We start from the raw sequence: 21,632 nt of genomic DNA, 5'->3' as shown, positions 1-21,632 counted from the left end.
TTGACCCGCCGTTCCCGGGTTCAAATGCACCCGGCGGCGGGTCTTTCCGCACCGTAGATTCGACGTCGTAAGCAGCACAGAACGCCGTCGAAGTCGTAGAAGAAGGTGCGGACATGAGCAGAATCGCTGTCGCGGGTGCCACGGGAACGGTCGGCGCGAAGATCGCCTCCCGGCTCACCGCGGCCGGTCACACCGTGGTGCCGATCTCCCGCTCGACCGGGGTCGACCTGCACACCGGCGAGGGCCTGACAGCAGCCCTCGCCGGGGCCGACGCGGTCATCGACGCGTCGAACGCGTTCCCCGCGGATCCGGCCGGCGATGTCGTCGAGGCCGTGGCCGGGGCGACGCGGCGGCTGCTCGGGGCGGCGCGCGAGCAGGGGGTCCAGCGGTTCGTCCTGGTCTCCATCTGCACGGTCGAGGACCCGGTCTTCGACGAGTTCCCGTACTACGTGGCCAAGCGGGAGCAGGAGAAGGCGGTGCTCGGCAGCGGGCTGCGGGCGACGGTGGTGAAGACGACGCAGTGGCACGAGTTCGCCGAGAACCCGGGGGCCGTGGCCTTCGCGGACGACTCCGTCACGGTCGGGGACTGGCTGGTGCAGCCCGTCGCGGCGGACGCGGTGGCCGGGGCCGTGGCCGAACTCGCCCTGGACCTCGACCCTGACCGTGCCGCCCCCGAGCGGGTCGAACTCTCCGGCCCCGAGCCGATCCGGCTCCCGGAACTGACGCAGCGCCTGCTGACGGCGCGGGGCGACACCCGCCCGGTGAAGACGACCCCGCCGACCCTCCCCGAACTGGCCGACGGCCTGCTGCTGGCCCCCGAGGGGGCGCGCATCATCGGCCCGACGGTGACGGAGTGGCTCCGCGAACAGGGGCGCTAGGGCGTGTCTTCAAACTCCCGTCGTCGCCCGCAGGGCGGCCGCGCGGCGTCTGGTGCGTGCTCTCGGCGTGCCGGGTGCAAGGCCTCGTACTGGATGTACTTGGCCTTACGCCCGGTGCGGCGAGAGTGCGTGCCAGGCGTCGTGAGGCAGACGGGAGTTTGAAGACACGCCCTAGCACCCGGAGTTGAGGAAACCCCGGGGTTGCCGGTGCCGGTCAGACGTCCAGTTGGTCGGCGACCGCCCTGAGGAGGCCGGCGATCTTCTTGCCCGCGGCCTTGTCGGGGTAGCGGCCGCGCTCCAGCATCGGCGTGATGTTCTCGAGCAGCGTCGTCAAGTCCTGGACGATGGACGCCAGTTCGTCCGGCTTGCGGCGCTGGGCCGCGGCCACGGACGGGGTCGGGTCGAGGATCGTGACGGAGAGCGCCTGGTCACCGCGCTGGCCGGCGACCACCCCGAACTCGACGCGCTGGCCGGGCTTGAGGGCGTCGACACCGTCGGGCAGTACAGAGGAGTGCACGAAGACGTCGCCGCCGTCGTCGCGGGAGAGGAAGCCGAAGCCCTTCTCGCTGTTGAACCACTTGACCTTGCCGGTAGGCACCTGGAGTCCTCGTCCTCGTACTAGAAAGAAAGCGCTCTGGATAGCAGTACAGCGGGTCGTGGTAGTACGACCCGCCCGCCACCAAGACTATGGGTCCCGGGGTCGGTGACAAGACGTCTGTGCTTGTCCCTCTGCGCTGGGAACTACCCTGGCTGGGTGCGTGACAAAACCCAAGTCAATTCCCGGGCGGCCGCGGCCGGTCCCGGCGACGGCCTCGTGAAAGCGGGCGGCATCGTCTTCATCGTGGGGGCGGTCGCCACCCTCGTCACGGTGGCCCCGCTGTTCCTCCACACCGACACGTTCCCGCCCGTCGCCTACGCGGTGTGCATGCTGATGGGCGTCGGCTTCCTGCTGGCCGCGGCCGGCGTGCTGCGCGGTGTCGCGGCTCAGCGCCGCTCGGCGCGCTCCGTGCGCCCGACGTAACTCTCCAGCCAGGCGGGGAACTCGGTGAGGTCGGCGAGGATCACGTCCGCGCCCGCCGAGCGCAGCTCGTCCGCGTCGCAGGGCCCCGTCGTGACGGCCACCGAGTGCGCCTCGGCCGCCCGCGCTCCCCGTACGTCGCCGACGTGGTCGCCCACGTAGACGCTCGCGCCGTACTCGCGCAGCGCCTGCGCCTTGCCCTCGGCCCACAGGTCGCCGACGAGGACGTCCGCGTCGATGCCCAGGTGCGCGAGGTGCAGCTTGGCGCTCGGCTCGAACTTGGCGGTGACGACCATCGTGCGGCCGCCCGCCGCGTGCACCGCGGCCATCGCCTCGTGGACGCCCGGCATCGGCAGCGTCGGCGCGATGGCGTATGTGGGATACATCTCACGGTAGAGCGCGGTCATCGCCGGGATCCGCTCCGCCGGGAACCACTGCGCGAGCTCCTCGACCAGCGGCGGGCCGAGACGGCTGACGGCCAGGTCCGCGTCCACGTACGTACCGGTCTGCTCGGACAGGGCCACCCAGGTCGCCCGGATGCCGGGGCGCGAGTCGATCAGGGTCATGTCGAGGTCGAAGCCGACGGTCGGACCGGAGCCGGAGCCGGGGACGTGGGCGGATTCCGGGTCTGTGAGGGCAGCCATGGGGTTCATTCTGCCCCGGCATACGATGGGCCCTCACAGCCCATACTTAGCTAAGCCTTACCAAGCCCGACCCGACCGGAGTTGTGCATGCCTGTCAGACACGGTGCCGCCAAGGTCCTCGCGATCGTGGCGGCGGCCGTGGCGCTGGCCCTCGCGGTGCTGCTCAGCCTCGCGGTGGGCGCCCGCGCGATCGCACCGTCCGCCGTGTTCGACGCCCTGCTGCACGGCGGCCACAGCAACGCCGCCGAGGTGATCAGGGGCCTGCGTCTGCCGCGTACGGTCATCGGCCTGATGGTCGGCGCGGCCCTCGCGCTGGCCGGCACCGTCCTGCAGGGCATCACCCGCAACCCCATCGCCGACCCGGGCATCCTCGGCATCAGCCAGGGCGCGTCGGTCGGCGTCGTGCTCGCCATCGCCTATCTCGGCATCCACACGCTCACCGGGTACGTGTGGTTCGCGTTCGCCGGAGCGGGCATCGCATCGGTCGCCGTGTACGCGATCGCGTCGAGCGGCCGGGGCGGCGCGACGCCGGTGAAACTCGCGCTCGGCGGCGCCGCGATCAACGCGCTGCTCGTCTCCGTCACCACCGCGGTCCTCACCACCAAGGCGTCGGCGCTCGACGAGTTCCGGTTCTGGCAGGTGGGTTCGCTCTCCGGCCGGGACTCCGAACTGATCGGCCAGATCTGGCCGTTCCTCGTCGTGGGCGTCGTGCTCGTCCTCTCGGTCGCGCGCGGCCTCGACGCGCTCGCGCTCGGCGAGGACGTGGCGAAGGGGCTCGGGCAGCGGGTGGCGACGGTCCGCATCGTCGGCGGGCTCGGCGCGACGATCCTCACCGGGGTGGGCGTGGCCGCGGCCGGACCCATCGCGTTCATCGGCCTGGCCGTCCCGCACATCGCCCGCGCCCTCGTCGGCTCCGACCACCGCTGGCTGCTGCCGATGGCGGCGCTGACAGGACCGGTGATGCTGCTGGTCTCCGACACGGTCGGCCGGATCGTGTTCCCGCCGAGCGAGGTGCCCGCGGGCGTGATGACGGCCCTGATCGGCGTCCCGTTCCTGGTCACCCTGGTCCGCAGGAAGGCGGTCCCCGCATGAGCGCCACGACGGCCGGGGTGCGCCCCGCCGGTTACGCGGTGGTGCGGGCCGGTCGCGCCCGCTTCCTGGTGCACCGCCGGGCGACGGTCGTCGCCGCCGCCCTCACCGTCGCCCTCGGCTTGAGCTGTCTCGCGTACCTCTGCGTCGGCGAGACGTTCACGAGCCCCGCCGAGGTCCTCAAGGTCCTCACCGGGCAGCCGTCCCCCGACGAGCTGGTGGTGGGCACGCTGCGCGAACCCCGCATGGTGGTCGGCCTGCTGGTCGGCGCCGCGTTCGGGATCGCGGGCGCCCTCATCCAGACCGTCGCCCGCAACCCGCTGGCCAGCCCCGACATCATCGGCATCAGCCAGGGCGCGAGCGCGGTCACCGTGGCCGCGATGACGTTCGGCCTGACCTCGTACGCCGTCCTGCCGTACGTGTCCGTGGCCGGCGGCATCGTCGCCGCCGCCCTCGTCTACCTCTTCGCCTGGCGCGGCGGCCTGCACGCCACCCGCTTCGTGCTGATCGGCATCGGCTTCGCGATCGCCCTGCGCTCGATCACCACCCTGTTCATGACGAAGGGCGACTACCTCGTCGCGCAGCAGGCCCAGATCTGGATGACGGGCTCGCTCAACGGCCGCGGCTGGCCCGAGGCCCGCCCGCTGGCCTGGATCCTGCTCCTCCTGGTCCCGTGCATCGCGTGGGCGGCCCGCGCGCAGCGCACCGTCAGCCTGGACGACGACACGGCGACGGCACTCGGGGTGCGCCTGGGCCGCGTACGCCTGGGACTCGTCGCACTCGGCGTCGTCCTCGCGTCCGTCGCGACCGGCGCCGCGGGCCCGGTCGACTTCGTGGCGCTGCTCGCCCCGCAGATCGCCCGCCGGCTGACCCGGACCGCGCAGATCCCGCTGCTCTGCTCGGCGCTGCTCGGCGCGGTGATCGTGGTCGTCTCCGATCTGCTCGCCCGCCGCCTGTTCTCCCCCACCGAACTGCCGGTCGGCGTCCTGACCGCGGCCGTCGGTGCCCCGTACCTGATCTGGCTGCTCGTGAGAAGTCACAGTGTCCGCAGCCGCTCCGCCCGCTCCACCTCCGGAGGCACCGCATGAGCCGGCTCACGGCCCGCGACCTGACGCTCGCCTACGAGGACCGCACCGTCGTGCACGACCTCGACCTCGCCGTCCCCGACGGCGAGGTGACGGTGATCGTCGGCCCGAACGCCTGCGGCAAGTCGACGACCCTGCGCGCCCTCGGCCGACTCCTCAAGCCCGCGGCCGGTTCGGTCCTCCTCGACGGCAAGGCGCTGGCCGGCCTGCCCACCAAGAAGATCGCCCAGCAGATCGGCCTGCTGCCGCAGAGCCCGGTCGCGCCCGAGGCGATCACCGTCGCCGACCTCGTCTCGCGCGGGCGCCAGCCGCACCAGAGCTGGTGGCAGCAGTGGTCCGACGCCGACGAGAAGGCCGTCACGGAGGCGATGGAGCGCACCGATGTCGCCGCCCTCGCCGACCGCAACGTCGACGAGCTCTCCGGCGGCCAGCGCCAGCGCGTGTGGATCGCGATGGCCCTCGCCCAGGAGACGGACATCCTCCTCCTCGACGAGCCCACGACGTACCTGGACATCTCGCACCAGGTCGAAGTCCTTGATCTGGTACGCCAGTTGAACCATGACAAGGGCCGTACGATCGCCCTCGTCCTGCACGACCTCAACCAGGCGGCCCGCTACGCCGACCACCTCGTCGCCATGAAGGAGGGCCGCATCGTCGCCGAGGGCGCCCCCGCGAAGATCGTCACGGCGGACCTGGTGCGCGAGGTCTTCGGCCTGGAGTGCGTGGTCGTCCCCGACCCGGTGACCGGCTCCCCGCTGGTGGTACCGGGGATGCCATGGAGCGCCCCGTAAGGGGCGCGGGGAACTGCGCGACCAGCCACGACGGACCGGCACACGGCAACGCACGAGCACCCGGCAGACGAGACACCGAAAGGCACCCATGCACAAGCACCGCGGCACTGTCATCGGAACCCTCGCCCTCACCACGGCCCTCTCCCTATCGGCCTGTAGCTCCGACGACGCCGCGAAGGACAAGCCCGGCCCGCCCGCGGCCGACGGCACTCACACGGTCAAGACCGCCATGGGCGACGTCAAGGTCAAGAACAACCCCCAGCGCGTCGTCGTCCTCGACACCGCGGAACTCGACTCCGCGATCACCCTCGGCGTGAAGCCCGTCGGCGCCACGCGCGCAGGCGCCGAGCAGGCCTTCCTCTCGTACCTGCCGCAGTCGCAGACCACCGGCATCACGGAGGTCGGCGAGATCGCGAACCCGAACCTGGAGAAGATCGCCGGGCTCAAGCCCGACCTGATCCTGTCCAGCAAGATCCGCGACGGCCAGCGCTACCAGCAGCTCAGCGCCATCGCCCCGACCGTGCTCACCGAGTCGACCGGCTACCCCTGGAAGCAGAACTTCCGCACGCACGCCGACGCCCTCGGCAAGAAGCCCCGGGCCGAGCAGGCGATCAAGCGGTACGAGACCCATGTCGCCGCCGTCACCAAGGCTCTCGGCGGCAAGGCGAAGGCGGCCGGGACGCAGGTCAACGTCGTCCGGTTCGTCGAGGGCGCCGACATCCGCATCTACGGCAAGCAGAACTACATCGGCACGATCCTCGCCGACGTCGGCGTCGGCCGCCCCGCGGTCACCGACAAGGCCAAGGACGGGTTCTCGTACGACGTCAGCCCGGAGCAGATCGACAAGGCCGACGCGGACGTCATCTTCACGTCCACGTACGGGAGTCCGGGCAAGGCCAAGGTCACCGAGACCACCACGAGCGGCCTGTGGCGGGGCCTGAAGGCGGTCAGGGACGACCGCGTGTTCCAGGTCGACGACGAGCTGTGGATCCAGGGCATCGGCTACAGCGCGGCGGACCAGATCCTGGACGAGCTGCAGTCCGACCTCACGCGCTGACCCGGCGCGCTCAGCGGGCCCGCTGCGAACGCCACACCAGGTACAGCGCGGACGCGATCGCCGCACACCGCAGCACCCACGGCCAGGTCTCGCCGAGCGCGCCGCTCATCCGCCCGTCGGGGATCGGCGCGCCCCACCGCCCGTCCGTACGCCCCCACAGCCAGACGATGCCGCCGACCGCGGCGAGCCCGGGCAGCCCGAAGACCGCCCACTTCTTCTGGCCCAGGGTCAGGTTCCGGGAGAGGTAGACGACGGCCCAGCCGATGAGCAGCGCGAGGATGTTGCCGAGGACGGCGCCGACGACGAGCGCGGCGGCCGCGAGCAGCAGCAGCGGGTTCGTGAGGCCGCCGGCCGGGGCGAAGCGGGGGCGGGCGAACCGCCGTACGCGGCGCCCGGTCTCCGCCGCGTCCTCGTACGCCTCCTCGTCGTCGGCGGCGTACTCCGCGTACTCCTCGTCCTCTTCGGGCTCCGCCCGCGGCACCGGCCTCTTGCGCAGCTCGGGCCCGGGCCCGGGCCGCCTGAGGATCTCCGGGATCTCCACCCCGCCGACGAACCCCGGCACGGAGTCCGTGTCCGCGAGCGATCCGGTGCCACCCGCCCCTATGCGCCACCAGTCGGTCTCGTCGCCGGACGCGCCGAGTTCGTCGGTGCCCGCCAGGTGCGGGGGCGAGGGCACGTCGGCGGGCTCTTCGCGTACGTCCTCGCGCTCGCGCCGGGGCCGCGGCACGACCCGTCGTCGGCGACGCTCCGGGGCGGGCTGCTCGGGCAGCGGCCGGAGCAGCGGCGCCGCCGGGTCGGCCCCGGGCCCCGCCTCTGTGGCGCCGCTGACTATCCCCTCCGGGGTACCGAGCCGGTCCAGGATGCGGCGCACCGCGGCCGGGCTGTCCACGGTGGCCTTGGCGCGGCGCCGGTCGATCTCGCCCCGCAACTCCGTGACCAGGCGCATCCTGGTGCCCGACGGCAGCTGCCGCTGCTGGGCCAGGTCGCCGACGCGGCTCAGATAGTCGTAGACGAGTTGATCACTCTCGATCCCCACGAAGTCCCCTCCGGGGCTGCACAGTTGACCCCCCGACGGTACAGCGCCCCGCAGGGGCACGGGACCCTGTCCATATGCGGCTCCGCCGCGGGGCGCGACCAGCCACGACGAAAGCCGCACCCGGCAACCAACAGCCGTGGCAGGACGGAAGCCCGCTACCGTGGGTCAGATGAGCCCCAACGAGCAGCCCCCGGCGGCCCCCCGCTCCCTCGCGGAAGCCCTGCGGACCCGTGACGACGCGTCGTTGGCCCGTCTGCTGCGGGCCCGTCCCGACCTGCTCGGCCCGGTCCCGAACGACCTCACCCAGCTCGCGACGCGCGCAGGCACCCGCGCCAGCGTCATCCGTGCCCTGGACCGCCTCGACCGGTTCACACAGCAGGTGGCGCAGGCGCTGGCCGTGGCCCCGGAACCGGCGACGTACGAGAAGCTGCTCGCCCTGCTGCCGGGTGAGCACACCGCCGACGCGCTGCCCGGCGCCGTGGCGACCCTGCGCGAACAGGCCCTGCTGTGGGGCGGCGACGAGCAGATCCGGCTCGTGCGCACCGTCCGTGAACTGCTCGCGCCGGCCCCGCAGCACCCCTCGCCCACCGGCCTCGGCCCGACGGTCGCCGAGGCCACGTCGGGCATGTCGCCGACCCGGCTGCAGGAGATCGTGGCGGCGGCCGGGCTGCCGTCGACGCACGACGGGGTGTCGGCGGTGGCGGGGCTCACCGAGCTGTTCACCACGCCCGAGCGGATGTCGGCGCTGCTCGACGAGGCCCCGGCCGAGTCCGTCGACGTACTGAACCGCCTGGTGTGGGGGCCGCCGTACGGTCAGGTGACCGCCCAGCCCGCGGCACACCTGCGCTGGCTCCTGGACCGCGGCCTGCTGCTGCCCACCACGCCCGGCACGGTCGTGCTGCCCCGGGAGGCGGCGCTGCACCTGCGCGGCGGCCGTGCGCACCGCGAGCTGGAGCCGCTGCCGCCCGAGGTGCGGGAGAAGGCGGCGCACCGTCCACAGGTTGTGGACGCGGCGGCGGCCGCGCAGGCGTACACGGCGCTCGACACGGTCGAGGAGCTGCTGAAGGACTGGGACGAGGGCGGCCCCACCGTCCTGCGCGCGGGCGGGCTGAGCGTGCGGGACCTCAAGCGCACGGCGACGGCCCTGGACACGACGGAGCAAACAGCCGCGTTCTGGGTCGAACTGGCTTATGGAGCCGGCCTGTTGGCGTCGGACGGCGAGGCCGACGAGCAGTACGCGGCGACGCCCGCGTACGACGAGTGGCTGGAGCGGCCGCCCGCCGAGCGGTGGGCGCGGCTCGCGGCGCCCTGGCTGGCGGCGACGCGCACCTCCGGCGTGGTCGGCGGGCGCGACAGCAAGGACCGCACGCTGTCCGCGCTCGGCCCGCACCTGGACCGCTCGGCGGCGCCTGAGGTACGCCACCGGGTCCTGACCCTGCTCGCCGCCCTGCCCGAGGGCGCGTCCCCCGACCCGGAGTCGCTGCTCGCCAGGCTCACGTGGGAGCGGCCCTCGCCCAGCACGCGCGACCTGCGCACGCGCCTGGCCCAATGGACGCTGGCCGAGGCCGAGTTGCTCGGCGTGACGGGCCGCGGCGCGCTCTCCGCGCACGGCCGCGCGCTGCTCGCCGACCAGAACCTGACCTCCAGTTCAGGACCGGTACACGCCACGGCGACCGCCCGCGCCGAGAAGCTCCTGGCCCCGATGCTGCCCGAGCCCCTCGACCACGTCCTGCTCCAGGCGGACCTGACGGCGGTCGCGCCGGGACCGCTGGAGCGCCCCCTCGCCGAGGCGCTCGCCGTGCTCGCGGACGTCGAGTCGAAGGGCGGCGCGACGGTCTACCGGTTCACGCCGGGTTCGGTGCGCCGCGCGCTCGACGCGGGCCGCACGGCCTCCGACCTGCACGCGTTCCTGGCCGCCCACGCCCGTACGCCGGTCCCCCAGCCGCTCGCCTACCTGATCGACGACGTGGCCCGCCGCCACGGCCACCTGCGCATCGGCGCGGCCTCCGCCTACGTCCGCTGCGACGACGACGCCGTCCTCGGCGAGATCCTCGCCGACAAGCGGGCCGCCGCCCTGCGCCTGCGCCGCCTCGCCCCGACCGTCCTCGCGGCCCAGGCCGACCCCGGCACGCTCCTGGACGGCCTGCGCTCGATGGGCTTCGCGCCGGCCGCGGAGACCCCCGACGGCGACGTCCTCATCACCCGCGCCCACGCCCACCGCACCCCGCCGCGCACGGCCCCCGAGCCGGTCCCCGACGGCCCGCCGCTGCCCGACGGGACGCTCCTGGACGCCGCGATCCGGGCCATCAGGGCGGGCGACCTGGCGGCCACGACCCCGCGCAAGGAGACCCCCGCCCACCCCGGCGACGGCGCACTCCCCCGCACCACGGCCGCCGAGACCCTCGCCACGATGCAGGCCGCGGTCATGACGGGCGACACCCTGTGGATCGGCTACGTGAACGCGGAGGGCGCCGCCAGCCAGCGCGTCATCGCCCCGATCCGCGTCGAGGGCGGCTTCGTGACGGCGTACGACCACACGGCCGACGAGGTGCGCACGTATCCGCTGCACCGGGTGACGGGGGTCGCGGAACTCTCCGAGCAGTAGGGACGCCGGACGCGACCTGCGTCACTCCGCTCACCGCGCGGCATGCGGCACACTGGACGTTTGGCCACTCCGGCCAGGCCCATGCAGAAAGGGTGCCGCGCGTGAACGGTCCACTCATCGTCCAGTCGGACAAGACCCTGCTTCTTGAGGTCGACCACGAGCAGGCCGACGCGTGCCGCCGGGCGATCGCCCCGTTCGCCGAGCTGGAGCGGGCCCCCGAGCACATCCACACCTACCGGCTCACGCCGCTGGGGCTGTGGAACGCGCGGGCCGCCGGGCACGACGCGGAGCAGGTCGTGGACGCGCTCGTCGAGTTCAGCCGGTACCCGGTGCCGCACGCGCTGCTCGTCGACATCGCCGAGACGATGGACCGCTACGGCCGCCTCACGCTGTCCAAGCACCCGGCCCACGGGCTGGTGCTCACGACCACCGACCGGCCCGTGCTCGAGGAGATCCTGCGGTCCAAGAAGGTCGCCCCGCTGGTGGGCGCCCGGATCGACGCCGACACCGTGGCCGTGCACCCCTCCGAGCGCGGGCAGGTCAAGCAGACGCTCCTGAAGCTGGGCTGGCCGGCCGAGGACCTCGCCGGGTACGTCGACGGCGAGGCGCACCCCATCGAGCTCGCCGAGGACGGCTGGGCCCTTCGCCCGTACCAGAAGCAGGCCGTCGAGGGCTTCTGGCACGGCGGCAGCGGTGTCGTCGTGCTGCCGTGCGGGGCGGGCAAGACGCTCGTCGGCGCCGGGGCCATGGCGCAGGCCAAGGCGACCACCCTCATCCTCGTCACGAACACTGTCTCCGCCCGGCAGTGGAAGCACGAGCTGGTGAAGCGGACCTCGCTGACCGAGGACGAGATCGGCGAGTACAGCGGTACGAAGAAGGAGATCCGGCCGGTCACCATCGCCACGTACCAGGTCCTGACGACGAAGCGGAAGGGTGTCTACCCGCACCTGGAGCTCTTCGATTCGCGCGACTGGGGACTCGTCGTCTACGACGAGGTGCACCTGCTGCCCGCGCCCGTCTTCAAGTTCACCGCCGACCTCCAGGCCCGGCGCCGGCTGGGGCTCACCGCGACGCTCGTGCGCGAGGACGGGCGGGAGTCGGACGTCTTCTCGCTCATCGGGCCGAAGCGGTTCGACGCGCCGTGGAAGGAGATCGAGGCGCAGGGGTACATCGCGCCCGCCGACTGTGTCGAGGTGCGGGTCAATCTGACGGACTCCGAGCGGCTCGCGTACGCCACCGCCGAGGCCGAGGAGAAGTACCGGTTCTGCGCGACGACCGCCACCAAGCGCAAGGTCACCGAGGCGCTCGTGCGCAAGCACGCGGGTGAGCAGACCCTCGTCATCGGGCAGTACATCGACCAACTCGACGAGCTGGGCGCCCACTTGGACGCGCCGGTCATCAAGGGCGAGACGACGAACGCGGTCCGCGAGAAGCTCTTCGAGGCGTTCCGGCAGGGCGAGATCAGCGTGCTGGTCGTGTCGAAGGTCGCGAACTTCTCCATCGACCTGCCCGAGGCGACCGTCGCCATCCAGGTGTCCGGCACGTTCGGGTCGCGGCAGGAGGAGGCGCAGCGCCTCGGCCGTGTGCTGCGCCCGAAGGCGGACGGGCACGAGGCCCGCTTCTACTCGGTCGTCGCCCGCGACACCATCGACCAGGACTTCGCCGCCCACCGGCAGCGCTTCCTGGCGGAACAGGGCTACGCGTACCGGATCGTCGACGCGGACGAACTCCTCGCGGGCGGCAACTGACCGACCGCCGCACCCAGCAGGGCGAGCCCCACGAGGGGGTACGGGGCGGCCAACGGCTGCTGCCACCAAGGGAGTTGCAGGTCCAGGTCGCCCTGGTGGGGCAGCAGCCACATCGTGCGGGCCGTGAAGACGACCGCCGCGGCGACCGCCGTACGGTGATGGCCCCGCGCCCACAGCAGCGCGAGCAGCGGTACGCACCACACCCAGTGGTGGGACCAGCTGATCGGGCAGACCAGGAGCATCGTCAGGGCGGTCAGGGCGATGCCCTCGGCGTCCGTCCTGGCCCGGCGCGTGGCCGCGTAGAGCCCGAGGACGGCGGTGAGCGCCGCCGGGAGCGCCCACCACGGGCCGGGTTCGCCCGCGTGCATCGCCCGTGCCACCAGGCCTTGCAGCGACTGGTTGTCGACGATCCACGCCTTGCCGACCCGGCCGGTCTCGAACAGCCTGCGCGTCCAGAACTCCCAGCTGGCGTACGGGAGTACGGCCGCGCCGAGCAGGACGGTCGCCGCCGCCCCCGCCGCCGCCCACCCGGCCTCGCGGCGCCTGCCCCGCAGCAGCAGCCAGAGGATGAAGAGCGCCGGGGTGAGTTTGACGCCTGCCGCGACACCGAGGGCGAGCCCCTTGGCGCGGGCGCCCTCCGGCCGTGTCAGGTCCCACAGGATCAGGCAGGCGAGCGCGAGGTTGACCTGGCCGAACAGGACGGTCTGGAAGACCGGTTCGAGCCAGAGGGCTCCGCCGGCGAGCAGGCACAGGGTGGCCCGCGTGGGGCGCAGGCCCGCCAGGCGGCAGGACAGGTGGATCAGGGCCGCGGTGAGGGCGATGTTGGCGAGGAGGAAGACGGCCTTGAGGGCGGGGAGCGGGAGCCAGGTCGTCGGGATGAAGAGGAGTGCGGCGAACGGGGGGTAGGTGGCGGGGAGTTGCCACGCGGTGACCGTGAATCCGTAGAGGTCCGCGCCGCCTGCTGCCGCGGCGGCGCCTTCTGCTCTGTAGACCAGGGCGTCGGCCATCGGGGTCTTTTGGATGACGCAGAGGGCGAGGAGCGCCGCCGCGGAGGTGGCGAACGGGAGGTAGGTGATCGCTGCTGTGCGTGTGCGGGGGGTCACGGTGGGCGAGCCTATGCGTCGTGGCTCCGCCGGTGCGATCGCGACCACCGGCCGGTGGGGGCCGGTCGCGCAGTTCCCCGCGCCCCCGAAGGGGCGCGGGGAACTGGGCGAGAAGTCCACCGGCGGTTGGTCGAATACCGGGCCGGCGGAGCCACGGCGCTCTAGAAACCCGCCCGGAACCGGCGGAGCCGCAAGCTGTTGCCGACCACGAAGACCGAGGAGAAGGCCATGGCCGCCCCGGCGATCATGGGGTTCAGCAGACCCGCCGCGGCGAGCGGCAGTGCCGCCACGTTGTAGGCGAAGGCCCAGAACAGGTTCGAGCGGATCGTGCCCAGGGTGCGGCGGGAGAGCCGGATCGCGTCGGCCGCCGAGCGCAGGTCACCCCGTACCAGAGTGAGGTCACCCGCCTCGATCGCCGCGTCCGTGCCCGTGCCCATCGCCAGGCCCAGGTCGGCCTGGGCGAGTGCGGCCGCGTCGTTGACGCCGTCGCCGACCATGGCCACCGAACGGCCCTCCGCCTGGAGGCGCTTGACGACGTCGACCTTGTCCTGCGGCAGGACCTCGGCGATGACGTCGGACTCCGCGATGCCGACCTCGGCGGCGACCGAGCGGGCCACGGCCTCGTTGTCGCCGGTCAACAGGACCGGGCGCAGGCCCAGTTCACGGAATCGGCGGATGGCCTCCGCGCTGGTCTCCTTCACCGCGTCGGCGACTTCGAGGACCGCGCGGGCCTCGCCGTCCCAGGCCACTGCGATCGCCGTACGGCCCGCCGCTTCCGCCTCGGCCTTGGCGCGGGCGAGCTCCACCGGGAGGTGGATCTCCCACTCCGCGAGCAGCTGCTCGCGGCCGACGAGGACGGCGTGGCCCTCGACGACGCCCTGGACGCCGAGTCCGGCGATGTTGGCGAAGTCCTCGGGGGCGGGCAGCGCGCCGGCCTCCGCGGTGGCGCCCGCCGCCACGGCCTGCGCGATGGGGTGCTCGGACGCGTGCTCCAACGCGCCTGCCAGGCGCAGGACTTCGGCCTTCGAACCGCCCTCCACGACGTGCGTGGCGAGCAGCGTCATCCGGCCCGTCGTCACCGTTCCGGTCTTGTCGAGGACGATCGTGTCGACCTTGCGGGTGGACTCGAGGACCTCGGGGCCCTTGATGAGGATGCCGAGCTGGGCGCCGCGTCCGGTGCCGACCATCAGGGCCGTGGGCGTGGCGAGGCCGAGGGCGCACGGGCAGGCGATGATCAGGACCGCGACCGCGGCCGTGAACGCGGCGGTCAGGCCCGCGCCGTTGCCGAGCCAGAAGCCGAGGGTGGCGACGGCCAGGGCGATGACGACCGGCACGAAGACGGCGGAGATCTTGTCGGCGAGGCGCTGGGCCGCCGCCTTGCCGTTCTGCGCGTCCTCGACGAGCTTGGCCATGCGGGCGAGCTGGGTGTCGGCGCCGACCCGGGTCGCCTCGACGACGAGCCGGCCGCCGACGTTGAGCGTGGCGCCGGTGACCGCGTCGCCGGTGGCGACCTCGACGGGCACGGACTCGCCGGTGAGCATGGAAGCATCCACGGCGGATGAGCCCTCGACGACGGTGCCGTCCGTGGCGATCTTCTCCCCGGGGCGGACGAGGAAACGGTCACCGGCCTTCAACTCACTGACCGGGATGGTCATTTCGTGGCCGCCGTCGTGGAGGACGGTGACGTCCTTGGCGCCAAGTTCGAGCAGGGCCTTGAGCGCGGCGCCCGCCTTGCGCTTGGAGCGCGCCTCGAAGTAGCGGCCCGCGAGGATGAACGCGGTGACTCCGGCCGCGGCCTCCAGGTAGATGTTGCCCGCGCCGTCGCTGCGCCCGATGGTCAGCTCGAAGGGGTGCGTCATGCCGGGCGTGCCGGCCGTGCCGAAGAACAGCGCCCACAGCGACCACAGGAACGCCGCCGACGTGCCGACCGAGATCAGCGTGTCCATCGTCGCGGCGCCGTGCCGCGCGTTCGTGAACGCCGCCTTGTGGAAGGGCCAGGCCGCGTACGTGACGACGGGCGCGGCGAGCGTGAGGGACAGCCACTGCCAGTACTCGAACTGCAGGGCCGGGACCATCGCCATCGCGATGACCGGGAGCGCGAGCGCGACCGCGGTGATCAGGCGCTGGCGCAGAGGGCGAAGCCCGTCGTCCTCGGCGTCGGCCCCGGACTCCTCGTCCCGCGCCGCCGGGGGCGTGGGCTCCTGCGCCGTGTACCCGGTCGCCTCGACGGTGGCGATGAGGTCCGCGACCCCGACGCCGTCCGCGAAGGTGACCTTCGCCTTCTCGGTCGCGTAGTTGACGGTCGCCTCGACGCCGTCCATCCGGTTCAGCTTCTTCTCGATGCGGGCGGCGCACGACGCGCAGGTCATGCCGCCGATGGCGAGTTCCACCTGTGCGGGCGGGGCGACGGTGTGCGCCGACATGATGCCTCCTGGTGAACGGGTACCCGGGGCGGGTACCCCGTGATGTGATCCAGTTATACCCCTGGGGGGTACCAATCGCAAGGCTGACCCCTGCTTGACTTCATACCCCCTGGGGGTATCTTCGTATCCATCAGGACCATCCATCAGGACCGAGGCACCACACCCCAAGGAGTCGCCATGCGTACCGGACTGAAGATCACCGCCTTCGCCGCCGCCGTCGCCGCCACGTTCGGGACCGCATACGGGGTGGGCAGCGGGGTGTCCCCGGTGACCGCCGCGGACGAGCGGCCCTCAAACGAACACGGCGGGCACGGCCAGAACACAGAGGAGGGTGCGGTGGCGGCCACGGACGTCGTGCCCGGCGGGCTGCAGGTGTCCGAGCGCGGGTACACGCTCGCCCTGGCGAAGGACCGGCTGCCGGGGACCAGCGGCGAGCTGCGCTTCACGATCCGCAAGGACGCCACCGGAAAGCCCGTGACCTCGTACGAGACGGAGCACGGCAAGGAGCTGCACCTCATCGTCGCCTCGCGCGACCTGACCGCGTACCGGCATCTGCACCCGGTGCGGGCGGCCGACGGGACCTGGTCGACACCGGTCTCGCTGCCGAAGGCCGGCGACTACCGGGTCTTCGCGGACTTCACGCCGAGCGGCGAGAAGGAGGGGCTGACGCTCGGTGCGGGGCTCGGCGTCGCCGGGCAGTACGCGCCCGCGCGGCTGCCGGAGCATGCCGCACGGGCCGAGGTCGAGGGCGGCTACGAGGTGCGGATCGAGGGCGCGCTGCGGCCCGGCGCCGCGAGCGAGCTGGCGCTGAGCGTGTACAAGGACGGGCGGCCCGTCACCGATCTGGAGCCGTACCTCGGGGCGTACGGGCACCTGGTCGCGCTGCGCTCGGGCGACCTCGCGTACCTTCACGTTCACCCGCACGACGGCAGGCCGGGCCCGGAGGTTTCCTTCACCGCGACCGCGCCCAGCACCGGGACGTACCGCCTCTTCCTGGATTTCAAGCACGACGGGGAGGTCAGGACGGCTGCGTTCACCGTGCACGCGGCGTAGGCTGGGCGGGACATTGGACTAGACCAGACTAGACCTATCTGTGGCCTCCGACCGGGCCCTGCCGGGTCTTCGCGACAGGAGCGTCATGAGCAAGCGTGCAGTCCTGGAGGTGATCGCCCTCGACGCGGAGGACGCCATCGCCGCCCAGGCCGGGGGTGCGGACCGCCTGGAGCTGGTCACCGACATGGCGGCGGACGGACTGACGCCGTCGGTGGAGACCTTCGCGGCGATCCGCTCGGCCGTGGACATCCGGCTGCGCGTGATGCTGCGCCTCGCGGACGGCTTCGACGCGGGGGACGTCGCGTCGCTCGTGCGGGCCGCGCGGGAGATGCGGGACGCGGGGGCGGACGAGTTCGTGCTCGGGTTCCTGGACGCGCACGGGGGCCCCGACATGGCCGCCGTCGAGCGGGTCGTCGAGGAGCTCGACGGATGCCGGTGGACGTTCCACCGGGCCATCGACCGTGCCGCCGACCGGGACGCGCTGCGCAAGCAACTGGCCGATCTGCCGGGCCTGGACACGTATTTGACCGCCGGGTCGGCGGACGGCGTGGACGCGGGGCTCGACGTCCTGGTGGCCGAGGCGGCCCGGGCGGCCTCCGGCGAGCCGGGGTACGAGCAGGAGATCCTCGTCGGCGGCGGCCTCCGGCTCGAGCACGTCGCGGGGCTGCGGGAGGCCGGGATCTCGGCGTTCCACATCGGCGGGGCGTCCCGGCCCGACGGCTGGAACGGGCCGGTCTCCGCCGACGCGGTACGGGTGTGGCGCGAGGCGCTGGACGCGTAACTCGCCTATGCGGAAGGCGAGTTGAGCCCTGCCGGATATGCCAGATATGCCAGATACTCGTCGAGGCGGCCCGCGGCGCGCAGCATCAGGCGCGTGCGGGCGGTGAGCGCGCGGTCCCGTTCGTCGAGCGCCGCGCGCAGCGCCTCGCCGCCGCCGCTCGCGCGCAGCTCGTCGAGGACCGGGCGGATCTGCCGGAACAGGTAGTGGCTCGCCCGCAGGGTGTGGATGATGCGGGCGTCACGGATGTCCTCCGGGCCGAACAGGCGGTAGCCCGTGCCCCGTTCGCGCCGCGGGGCGAGCAGGCCCGCGGCTTCCCACACGCGCAGCGCCGACGCCCGTACGCCGATCAGCCGGGCCAGCTCGCCGACCCTCAAGTCCCCTGTCACGGGCGGCAGTTCACCACCACCCGCAAGCGCCTCCCACGCCTGCCGGGTCGCCGCGAGCGCGCACCGCTGCTCGTGCGCGGCCGCGTGCGCCGCGTCGACCGCCGCCAGCGCCCCCGCCTCGTCACCCGCACGCACGGCCCGCATGACCTGCTGCGCGACGGGCCCCCCGTACCCCTCGGCGAGCACCCGATAGGCGAGCAGCGCCTCCCGGTGCACGTCCCCGAAGACGCGGTACCCGGATTCGGTGCGCGGGACGTCGGGGAGCACGCCCAGGTCCTCGTAGTTGCGGATCTGCTGGGTGGAGAGGCCTACGAGGCGGGCGAGGTCGACGGTCCGCAGCCGTTCCCTGGCGCTCATGGGATCATGGCGCCTTGCGCGTCGCCTGTACGGGGCCGAGCAGATGGAGCGGGGCGCGGTACCGACGGCCGTGGCCGTACGCGCCCACCCGGTCCCGCTCGTTCCACGTCGGGGGGACCATCGGCACGACGGACTCGTAGAGATGGGAGCCGCGGTCGAGGGCGCGCTCGAACGCGGGCTGCCCGTCGAGCATGAGGAGCACCCGGTCCGCCAAGCCCACCTCCAGGCGCGCAAGCCCGAACCGCAGCCGCGCCTCCCCCTCCGGCACCCCCAGCCTGCGCACCTACCGGCCTGCACCCGAACGTCCATGCTCACGACCGTACGGTGTCCTCCAGGCCGAGCTGGGGCGGCAGTGGGGCCGAATGGATCACCAGGAGGCCGGAGACCGCCCTCGTCAGGGCCACGTAGAGGCGGCGCAGGCCCGTGCGTTCGTCCGGTTCGCCGTCGACCACCGCGGCGGGCTCGTCCAGGACCACGTAGTCGTACTCCAGGCCCTTGGCCAGCGACGCGGGGACGAGGGTCAGGCGGGAGTCGGCCGTCGTCTCCTCGCCGGGGGCGAGGAAGGACAGGCCCGCCCGCGTGAGCGCCTCGGCCAGGTCCGCGCAGCGCGCGTCCGCGGCGATCAGGCCGATCGAGCCCTCGTGCGCCAGGGCCTCGCGGCAGGCGGCCACCACGTCCGCGGTGCCGGTGACGGTCCTGACCTCGAACTCGCCGGGGTTCTCGCGGACCGACGCCACCGGCGCGAGCCCGGGTGCGATGGACGGCAGCAGGCGCGAGGCGTACGTGATGACGTCCGTCGGGACGCGGAAACCTGCGGTCAGCTCCTCCACCACCGCGTCCGGCTTGCCCAGGTGGGACAGCGCCTCGGCCCAACTCCGCGTCGCCCAGGGCGTGGTGCCCTGCGCCAGGTCGCCGAGCACGGTGACCGACCCGGTCGTCGCGCGCCGCCCCACCGCCCGGTACTGCATCGGGGAAAGGTCCTGCGCCTCGTCGAGGACGACGTGCCCGAGGGAGTGCGTGCGCGCGATCAGATCGCCCGCCTCGTCGATCAACACCGCGTCCGCGGCGGACCACTTGGCGCTCTTCACGCTCCGCGCCGGCTTGTCCCACAGGATGGTCTTCTGCTCCTCCTCGTCGAGCAGGCCGTCCGCGTGCTCGGCCAGGAAGTCCGCGTCCGAGAGCAGCCGCAGCACCAGCTTCGCCGGGTCGACGGCGGGCCAGATCTCCTTGACCGCCGCCTTCACCGCCGTGTTGCGCGCGACCGCGTCCTGCACCCGGTCGTCCGGCGCCTCCCCCGACCGCTCCATCTGCACGAGCACGGCGTGCGCGATGCGCTGCGGCAGGGCCTCGCGCGCCGCCCCGTACCGCATGTCACGCTCGGTCAACTCCCGCACGATGTCTTCCAGTTCGTACGAGGCGACGCGCCAGCGGCGTGATCCGCGCACGACGACGACGCCCTCGGTCGGCGGCGTGATGTGCGAGCGCAGCGCCCGCCGCAGCACCTCGGCCATCCGGGCGTCGCCCTTGATCACGGCCGCCGGTGCGGCGTCGGCGCCCCGCACCTCGACCTGCGCGCCGGTGACCAGGTCATCGACCGTCGCCTGCTTGACCTCCAACTCGCCCAGCGCGGGCAGCACTTGCTCGATGTAGTGGAGGAACGACTTGTTCGGGCCGATGACGAGGGTGCCGGTGCGGGCGAGCCGCTCGCGGTGCGCGTACAGGAGGTAGGCGACGCGGTGCAGGCCGACCGCCGTCTTTCCGGTGCCGGGGCCTCCCTGTACGCACACCGACCCGGCCAGGCCGCTGCGGACGATCTCGTCCTGCTCCGGCTGGATGGTGGCGACGATGTCCCGCATCGGGCCGACGCGCGGCCGCTCGATCTCCTGCTGGAGCAGCTTGCTGGTCTGCGCCACCTCGGCCGGGTCGGACAGGTGCTCGTCCTCGTACGCCGTCAACTCCCCGCCGGTGTAACCGAATCGGCGGCGCAGCGCGATGTCCATCGGGTCCTTCTTCGAGGCCCGGTAGAACGGCTGCGAGACCGGCGCGCGCCAGTCGATGACCATCGGGTCGCCGTCGGCGTCGTGCACATGGCGCCGCCCGATGTAGAACTGCTCGCCCTCCGCGCCCTCGGCGAGCTCGACGCCCGGCGCGTGCAGATAGTCGAGCCGCCCGAAGAAGAGCGGCGTGTGGCTCAGGTCGGCGAGTGCCTTGATCCGCTCGTCGACCTGGCGCTGCAGCACCTCGGCGTTCACCCAGTTCGCGGTGACGTCGCGGATGTCGAGCGCCTCGGCGTCCTCGCGCATGGCGCGCAGCGCGGCCCGGGACGAGAGAAGGTGCTCGCGCTCGCGGTCGAGCGGCGACGTGGACGTACTCACAACTACTGCCTCCGGCTCCAGATACGCGTACGCAACAAGGGCCGACCGGTTTCCGACCGGGCGGCGGCTCTCCGGCTTCAGCGAAGGAGCGAAGGGAGGCGGGCAAGACGGAGGAGTGTACGGGACGGTCGGCTGCCGGTGCCACGGGTTTTCCGCGGGGCCGTGCGCACCCGGAGTCCTGCCCGGGGTCCCTCAGGGTCGGGGTCCCCCGCAGGTCGTACACGGATTACACCTCGGGGGCGATGCGCACGGAATGCCCGATTCGCATCCTTGAAGCATGACTACAGCGACCTTCACCCCGGCCCCGTCCGGCGCCACTGCGGCGACCGGAGCACACCACCCGCACCGCGTCGGGAACGCGGTGCGGGCCGTCAGAGTCTTCGCGGCGGCGGCGTTCAGCGTCGTCCTGCTGGGAGACACCGACCGTGACCTGTATCGGGACGCGGGCGTCGTCACCCGTCACTGACCTGGCCCGACGACCTGACCTGACCTGACCTGGCCTGATCCGGCCCCGGACTGGGTCGTGCTCAGCCGAACAGATTGAGCTCCGGCTCCTTCACCCCGGCCAGTTCATAGCGCGCCCCCACCACCGGGCGCCCCGCGTACAACCGCACCAGCGTCGCCGCACCCCCGATGAACCGCGCGGGCGGCCCGTCCCCGCCCACGGCCCCGAGCACCAGCGGCTCGTCCAGGTCGTCCACGTCCGCGTGGAGCGCCACGTGCTCCCGCTCCCGGCTGATCCGCACGAGCAGGTCGAGCGCGGCCCCCAGGCCCGCCCCCTCGTACGCCCCGGGCTCACCGAACGCCTCACGGATGTCCCCCGCGTGCACCCACTCCCCGAGCGCCACGCCGTCGAGCCTCCCGCCCGCCCGTGCGATCGCCGGGCCCGCCCCGGTCATCCCGCGCTCCAGCTCGTCCACGACCTCCTGGTGCGACAGGGCCGCCCGCTCGGCGATGTCCCGGTCGTTGCACTCGGGGCTGAAGACGCCCTCCTCGAAGCGGCTCTCCACGACCCGGCTCAGCGCGGCCGAACAGTGCGCGAGCACATCCCGTACGGTCCACCCCGGACACGCGGTCCGCAGCTCGAAATCCGCGTCGGGCCGCGCCCTCAACAGCGGTATCAGGGCGTCGCGTTCGGCCACCAGAAGGCGCCCGGGCAGCTCGGGGTCGCGGGCGTTGTCGCGTACGGCGTCTGCAGTCATG

20 protein-coding genes are annotated in these 21,632 nt (G+C 72.9%); 11 read left to right on the top strand and 9 right to left on the bottom strand.

The genetic code is table 11. The annotated features are described in order from the left end of the window. Positions 1-113: 113 nt before the first annotated feature. Positions 114-878 carry an NAD(P)H-binding protein gene (locus ACIBUY_RS31575; protein WP_365579654.1) on the top strand — a complete coding sequence of 255 codons (765 nt, stop codon included), beginning with the start codon at positions 114-116 and terminating at the stop codon, positions 876-878. Between the two features lie 214 nt (positions 879-1,092). Here ACIBUY_RS31575 and ACIBUY_RS31570 read toward each other — a convergent pair whose 3' ends face one another. Further along, positions 1,093-1,476, bottom strand: coding sequence for a cold-shock protein (locus ACIBUY_RS31570; protein ID WP_043226786.1), 384 nt, complete (start codon positions 1,474-1,476; stop codon positions 1,093-1,095). A gap of 156 nt (positions 1,477-1,632) precedes the next feature. Between ACIBUY_RS31570 and ACIBUY_RS31565 the strand changes: the two genes are divergently transcribed. After that, positions 1,633-1,899, top strand: coding sequence for a hypothetical protein (locus ACIBUY_RS31565; RefSeq protein WP_365566638.1), 267 nt, complete (start codon positions 1,633-1,635; stop codon positions 1,897-1,899). Here the strand turns inward: ACIBUY_RS31565 and ACIBUY_RS31560 are convergent. Next, the gene (locus ACIBUY_RS31560; RefSeq protein ID WP_399154408.1) at positions 1,863-2,540 is read right to left on the bottom strand and encodes an HAD family hydrolase; all 678 of its coding nucleotides are present in this window, start codon (positions 2,538-2,540) and stop codon (positions 1,863-1,865) included. The genes ACIBUY_RS31565 and ACIBUY_RS31560 overlap by 37 nt on opposite strands. Before the next feature lie 87 nt (positions 2,541-2,627). Here ACIBUY_RS31560 and ACIBUY_RS31555 point away from each other — a divergent pair, with 87 nt between their 5' ends. From ACIBUY_RS31555 to ACIBUY_RS31540, 4 genes are all read left to right on the top strand, one after another. Next, positions 2,628-3,632, top strand: coding sequence for an iron ABC transporter permease (locus ACIBUY_RS31555; RefSeq protein WP_365566640.1), 1,005 nt, complete (start codon positions 2,628-2,630; stop codon positions 3,630-3,632). After that, positions 3,629-4,717, top strand: coding sequence for a FecCD family ABC transporter permease (locus tag ACIBUY_RS31550; RefSeq protein WP_399154407.1), 1,089 nt, complete (start codon positions 3,629-3,631; stop codon positions 4,715-4,717). Before ACIBUY_RS31555 ends, ACIBUY_RS31550 begins: the two co-directional genes overlap by 4 nt. After that, positions 4,714-5,505 (top strand): ABC transporter ATP-binding protein, encoded by a 792-nt coding sequence (locus tag ACIBUY_RS31545; RefSeq protein WP_365566642.1) that lies wholly within the window; start codon positions 4,714-4,716, stop codon positions 5,503-5,505. The genes ACIBUY_RS31550 and ACIBUY_RS31545 overlap by 4 nt, the downstream gene beginning before the upstream one ends. A gap of 88 nt (positions 5,506-5,593) precedes the next feature. Further along, positions 5,594-6,562: an ABC transporter substrate-binding protein gene (locus ACIBUY_RS31540; protein ID WP_399154406.1), complete on the top strand. Its 969-nt coding sequence runs from the start codon at positions 5,594-5,596 to the stop codon at positions 6,560-6,562. A gap of 10 nt (positions 6,563-6,572) precedes the next feature. Here ACIBUY_RS31540 and ACIBUY_RS31535 read toward each other — a convergent pair whose 3' ends face one another. After that, complete coding sequence (locus tag ACIBUY_RS31535; protein WP_365566644.1) at positions 6,573-7,598, bottom strand: hypothetical protein; 1,026 nt, start codon at positions 7,596-7,598, stop codon at positions 6,573-6,575. A gap of 169 nt (positions 7,599-7,767) precedes the next feature. On the opposite strand from ACIBUY_RS31535, the gene ACIBUY_RS31530 reads away from it, so the two are divergent. Both ACIBUY_RS31530 and ACIBUY_RS31525 read left to right on the top strand, forming a co-directional pair. Then, positions 7,768-10,203 (top strand): helicase-associated domain-containing protein, encoded by a 2,436-nt coding sequence (locus tag ACIBUY_RS31530; protein WP_365566645.1) that lies wholly within the window; start codon positions 7,768-7,770, stop codon positions 10,201-10,203. Positions 10,204-10,304: 101 nt separating this feature from the next. After that, positions 10,305-11,951 (top strand): DNA repair helicase XPB, encoded by a 1,647-nt coding sequence (locus tag ACIBUY_RS31525; protein ID WP_399154405.1) that lies wholly within the window; start codon positions 10,305-10,307, stop codon positions 11,949-11,951. On the opposite strand, the gene ACIBUY_RS31520 is transcribed toward ACIBUY_RS31525, so the two are convergent. Next, positions 11,900-13,054: a glycosyltransferase 87 family protein gene (locus tag ACIBUY_RS31520; RefSeq protein WP_399154404.1), complete on the bottom strand. Its 1,155-nt coding sequence runs from the start codon at positions 13,052-13,054 to the stop codon at positions 11,900-11,902. The two genes, ACIBUY_RS31525 and ACIBUY_RS31520, sit on opposite strands and share 52 nt — an antisense overlap. Positions 13,055-13,215: 161 nt before the next feature. Further along, a complete protein-coding gene (locus ACIBUY_RS31515; protein WP_399154403.1) occupies positions 13,216-15,477 on the bottom strand; it encodes a heavy metal translocating P-type ATPase in 2,262 nt (753 codons plus the stop codon). 177 nt (positions 15,478-15,654) lie between these two features. On the opposite strand from ACIBUY_RS31515, the gene ACIBUY_RS31510 reads away from it, so the two are divergent. Together ACIBUY_RS31510 and ACIBUY_RS31505 are read left to right on the top strand one after the other, a co-directional pair. Then, positions 15,655-16,530, top strand: coding sequence for a hypothetical protein (locus tag ACIBUY_RS31510; protein ID WP_399154402.1), 876 nt, complete (start codon positions 15,655-15,657; stop codon positions 16,528-16,530). Between the two features lie 85 nt (positions 16,531-16,615). Further along, positions 16,616-17,311 carry a copper homeostasis protein CutC gene (locus ACIBUY_RS31505; RefSeq protein ID WP_399154401.1) on the top strand — a complete coding sequence of 232 codons (696 nt, stop codon included), beginning with the start codon at positions 16,616-16,618 and terminating at the stop codon, positions 17,309-17,311. Between the two features lie 5 nt (positions 17,312-17,316). Here the strand turns inward: ACIBUY_RS31505 and ACIBUY_RS31500 are convergent, their stop codons facing one another. The 3 genes from ACIBUY_RS31500 to ACIBUY_RS31490 are packed head-to-tail and all read right to left on the bottom strand — an operon-like array spanning position 17,317 to position 20,357. After that, positions 17,317-18,054, bottom strand: a complete 738-nt coding sequence (locus ACIBUY_RS31500; protein WP_399154400.1) for a TioE family transcriptional regulator — start codon at positions 18,052-18,054, stop codon at positions 17,317-17,319. Positions 18,055-18,058: 4 nt separating this feature from the next. Continuing rightward, positions 18,059-18,337, bottom strand: coding sequence for a hypothetical protein (locus tag ACIBUY_RS31495; RefSeq protein ID WP_399154399.1), 279 nt, complete (start codon positions 18,335-18,337; stop codon positions 18,059-18,061). Positions 18,338-18,365: 28 nt separating this feature from the next. Next, complete coding sequence (locus ACIBUY_RS31490; RefSeq protein ID WP_399154428.1) at positions 18,366-20,357, bottom strand: HelD family protein; 1,992 nt, start codon at positions 20,355-20,357, stop codon at positions 18,366-18,368. A 349-nt stretch (positions 20,358-20,706) separates the two neighbouring features. Here ACIBUY_RS31490 and ACIBUY_RS31485 point away from each other — a divergent pair, with 349 nt between their 5' ends. Then, positions 20,707-20,895: a hypothetical protein gene (locus ACIBUY_RS31485; RefSeq protein ID WP_365566661.1), complete on the top strand. Its 189-nt coding sequence runs from the start codon at positions 20,707-20,709 to the stop codon at positions 20,893-20,895. A gap of 61 nt (positions 20,896-20,956) precedes the next feature. Here the strand turns inward: ACIBUY_RS31485 and ACIBUY_RS31480 are convergent, their stop codons facing one another. Next, entirely contained in the window at positions 20,957-21,631 is a 675-nt protein-coding gene (locus ACIBUY_RS31480) for a maleylpyruvate isomerase family mycothiol-dependent enzyme (protein ID WP_399154398.1), read from the bottom strand. Between the last annotated feature and the right edge of the window lies 1 nt (position 21,632).

The sequence above is a fragment of the Streptomyces sp. NPDC050085 genome (assembly GCF_044460595.1).
Lineage (GTDB): Bacteria > Actinomycetota > Actinomycetes > Streptomycetales > Streptomycetaceae > Streptomyces.
This window is presented reverse-complemented; position numbering and strand designations above follow the sequence as displayed.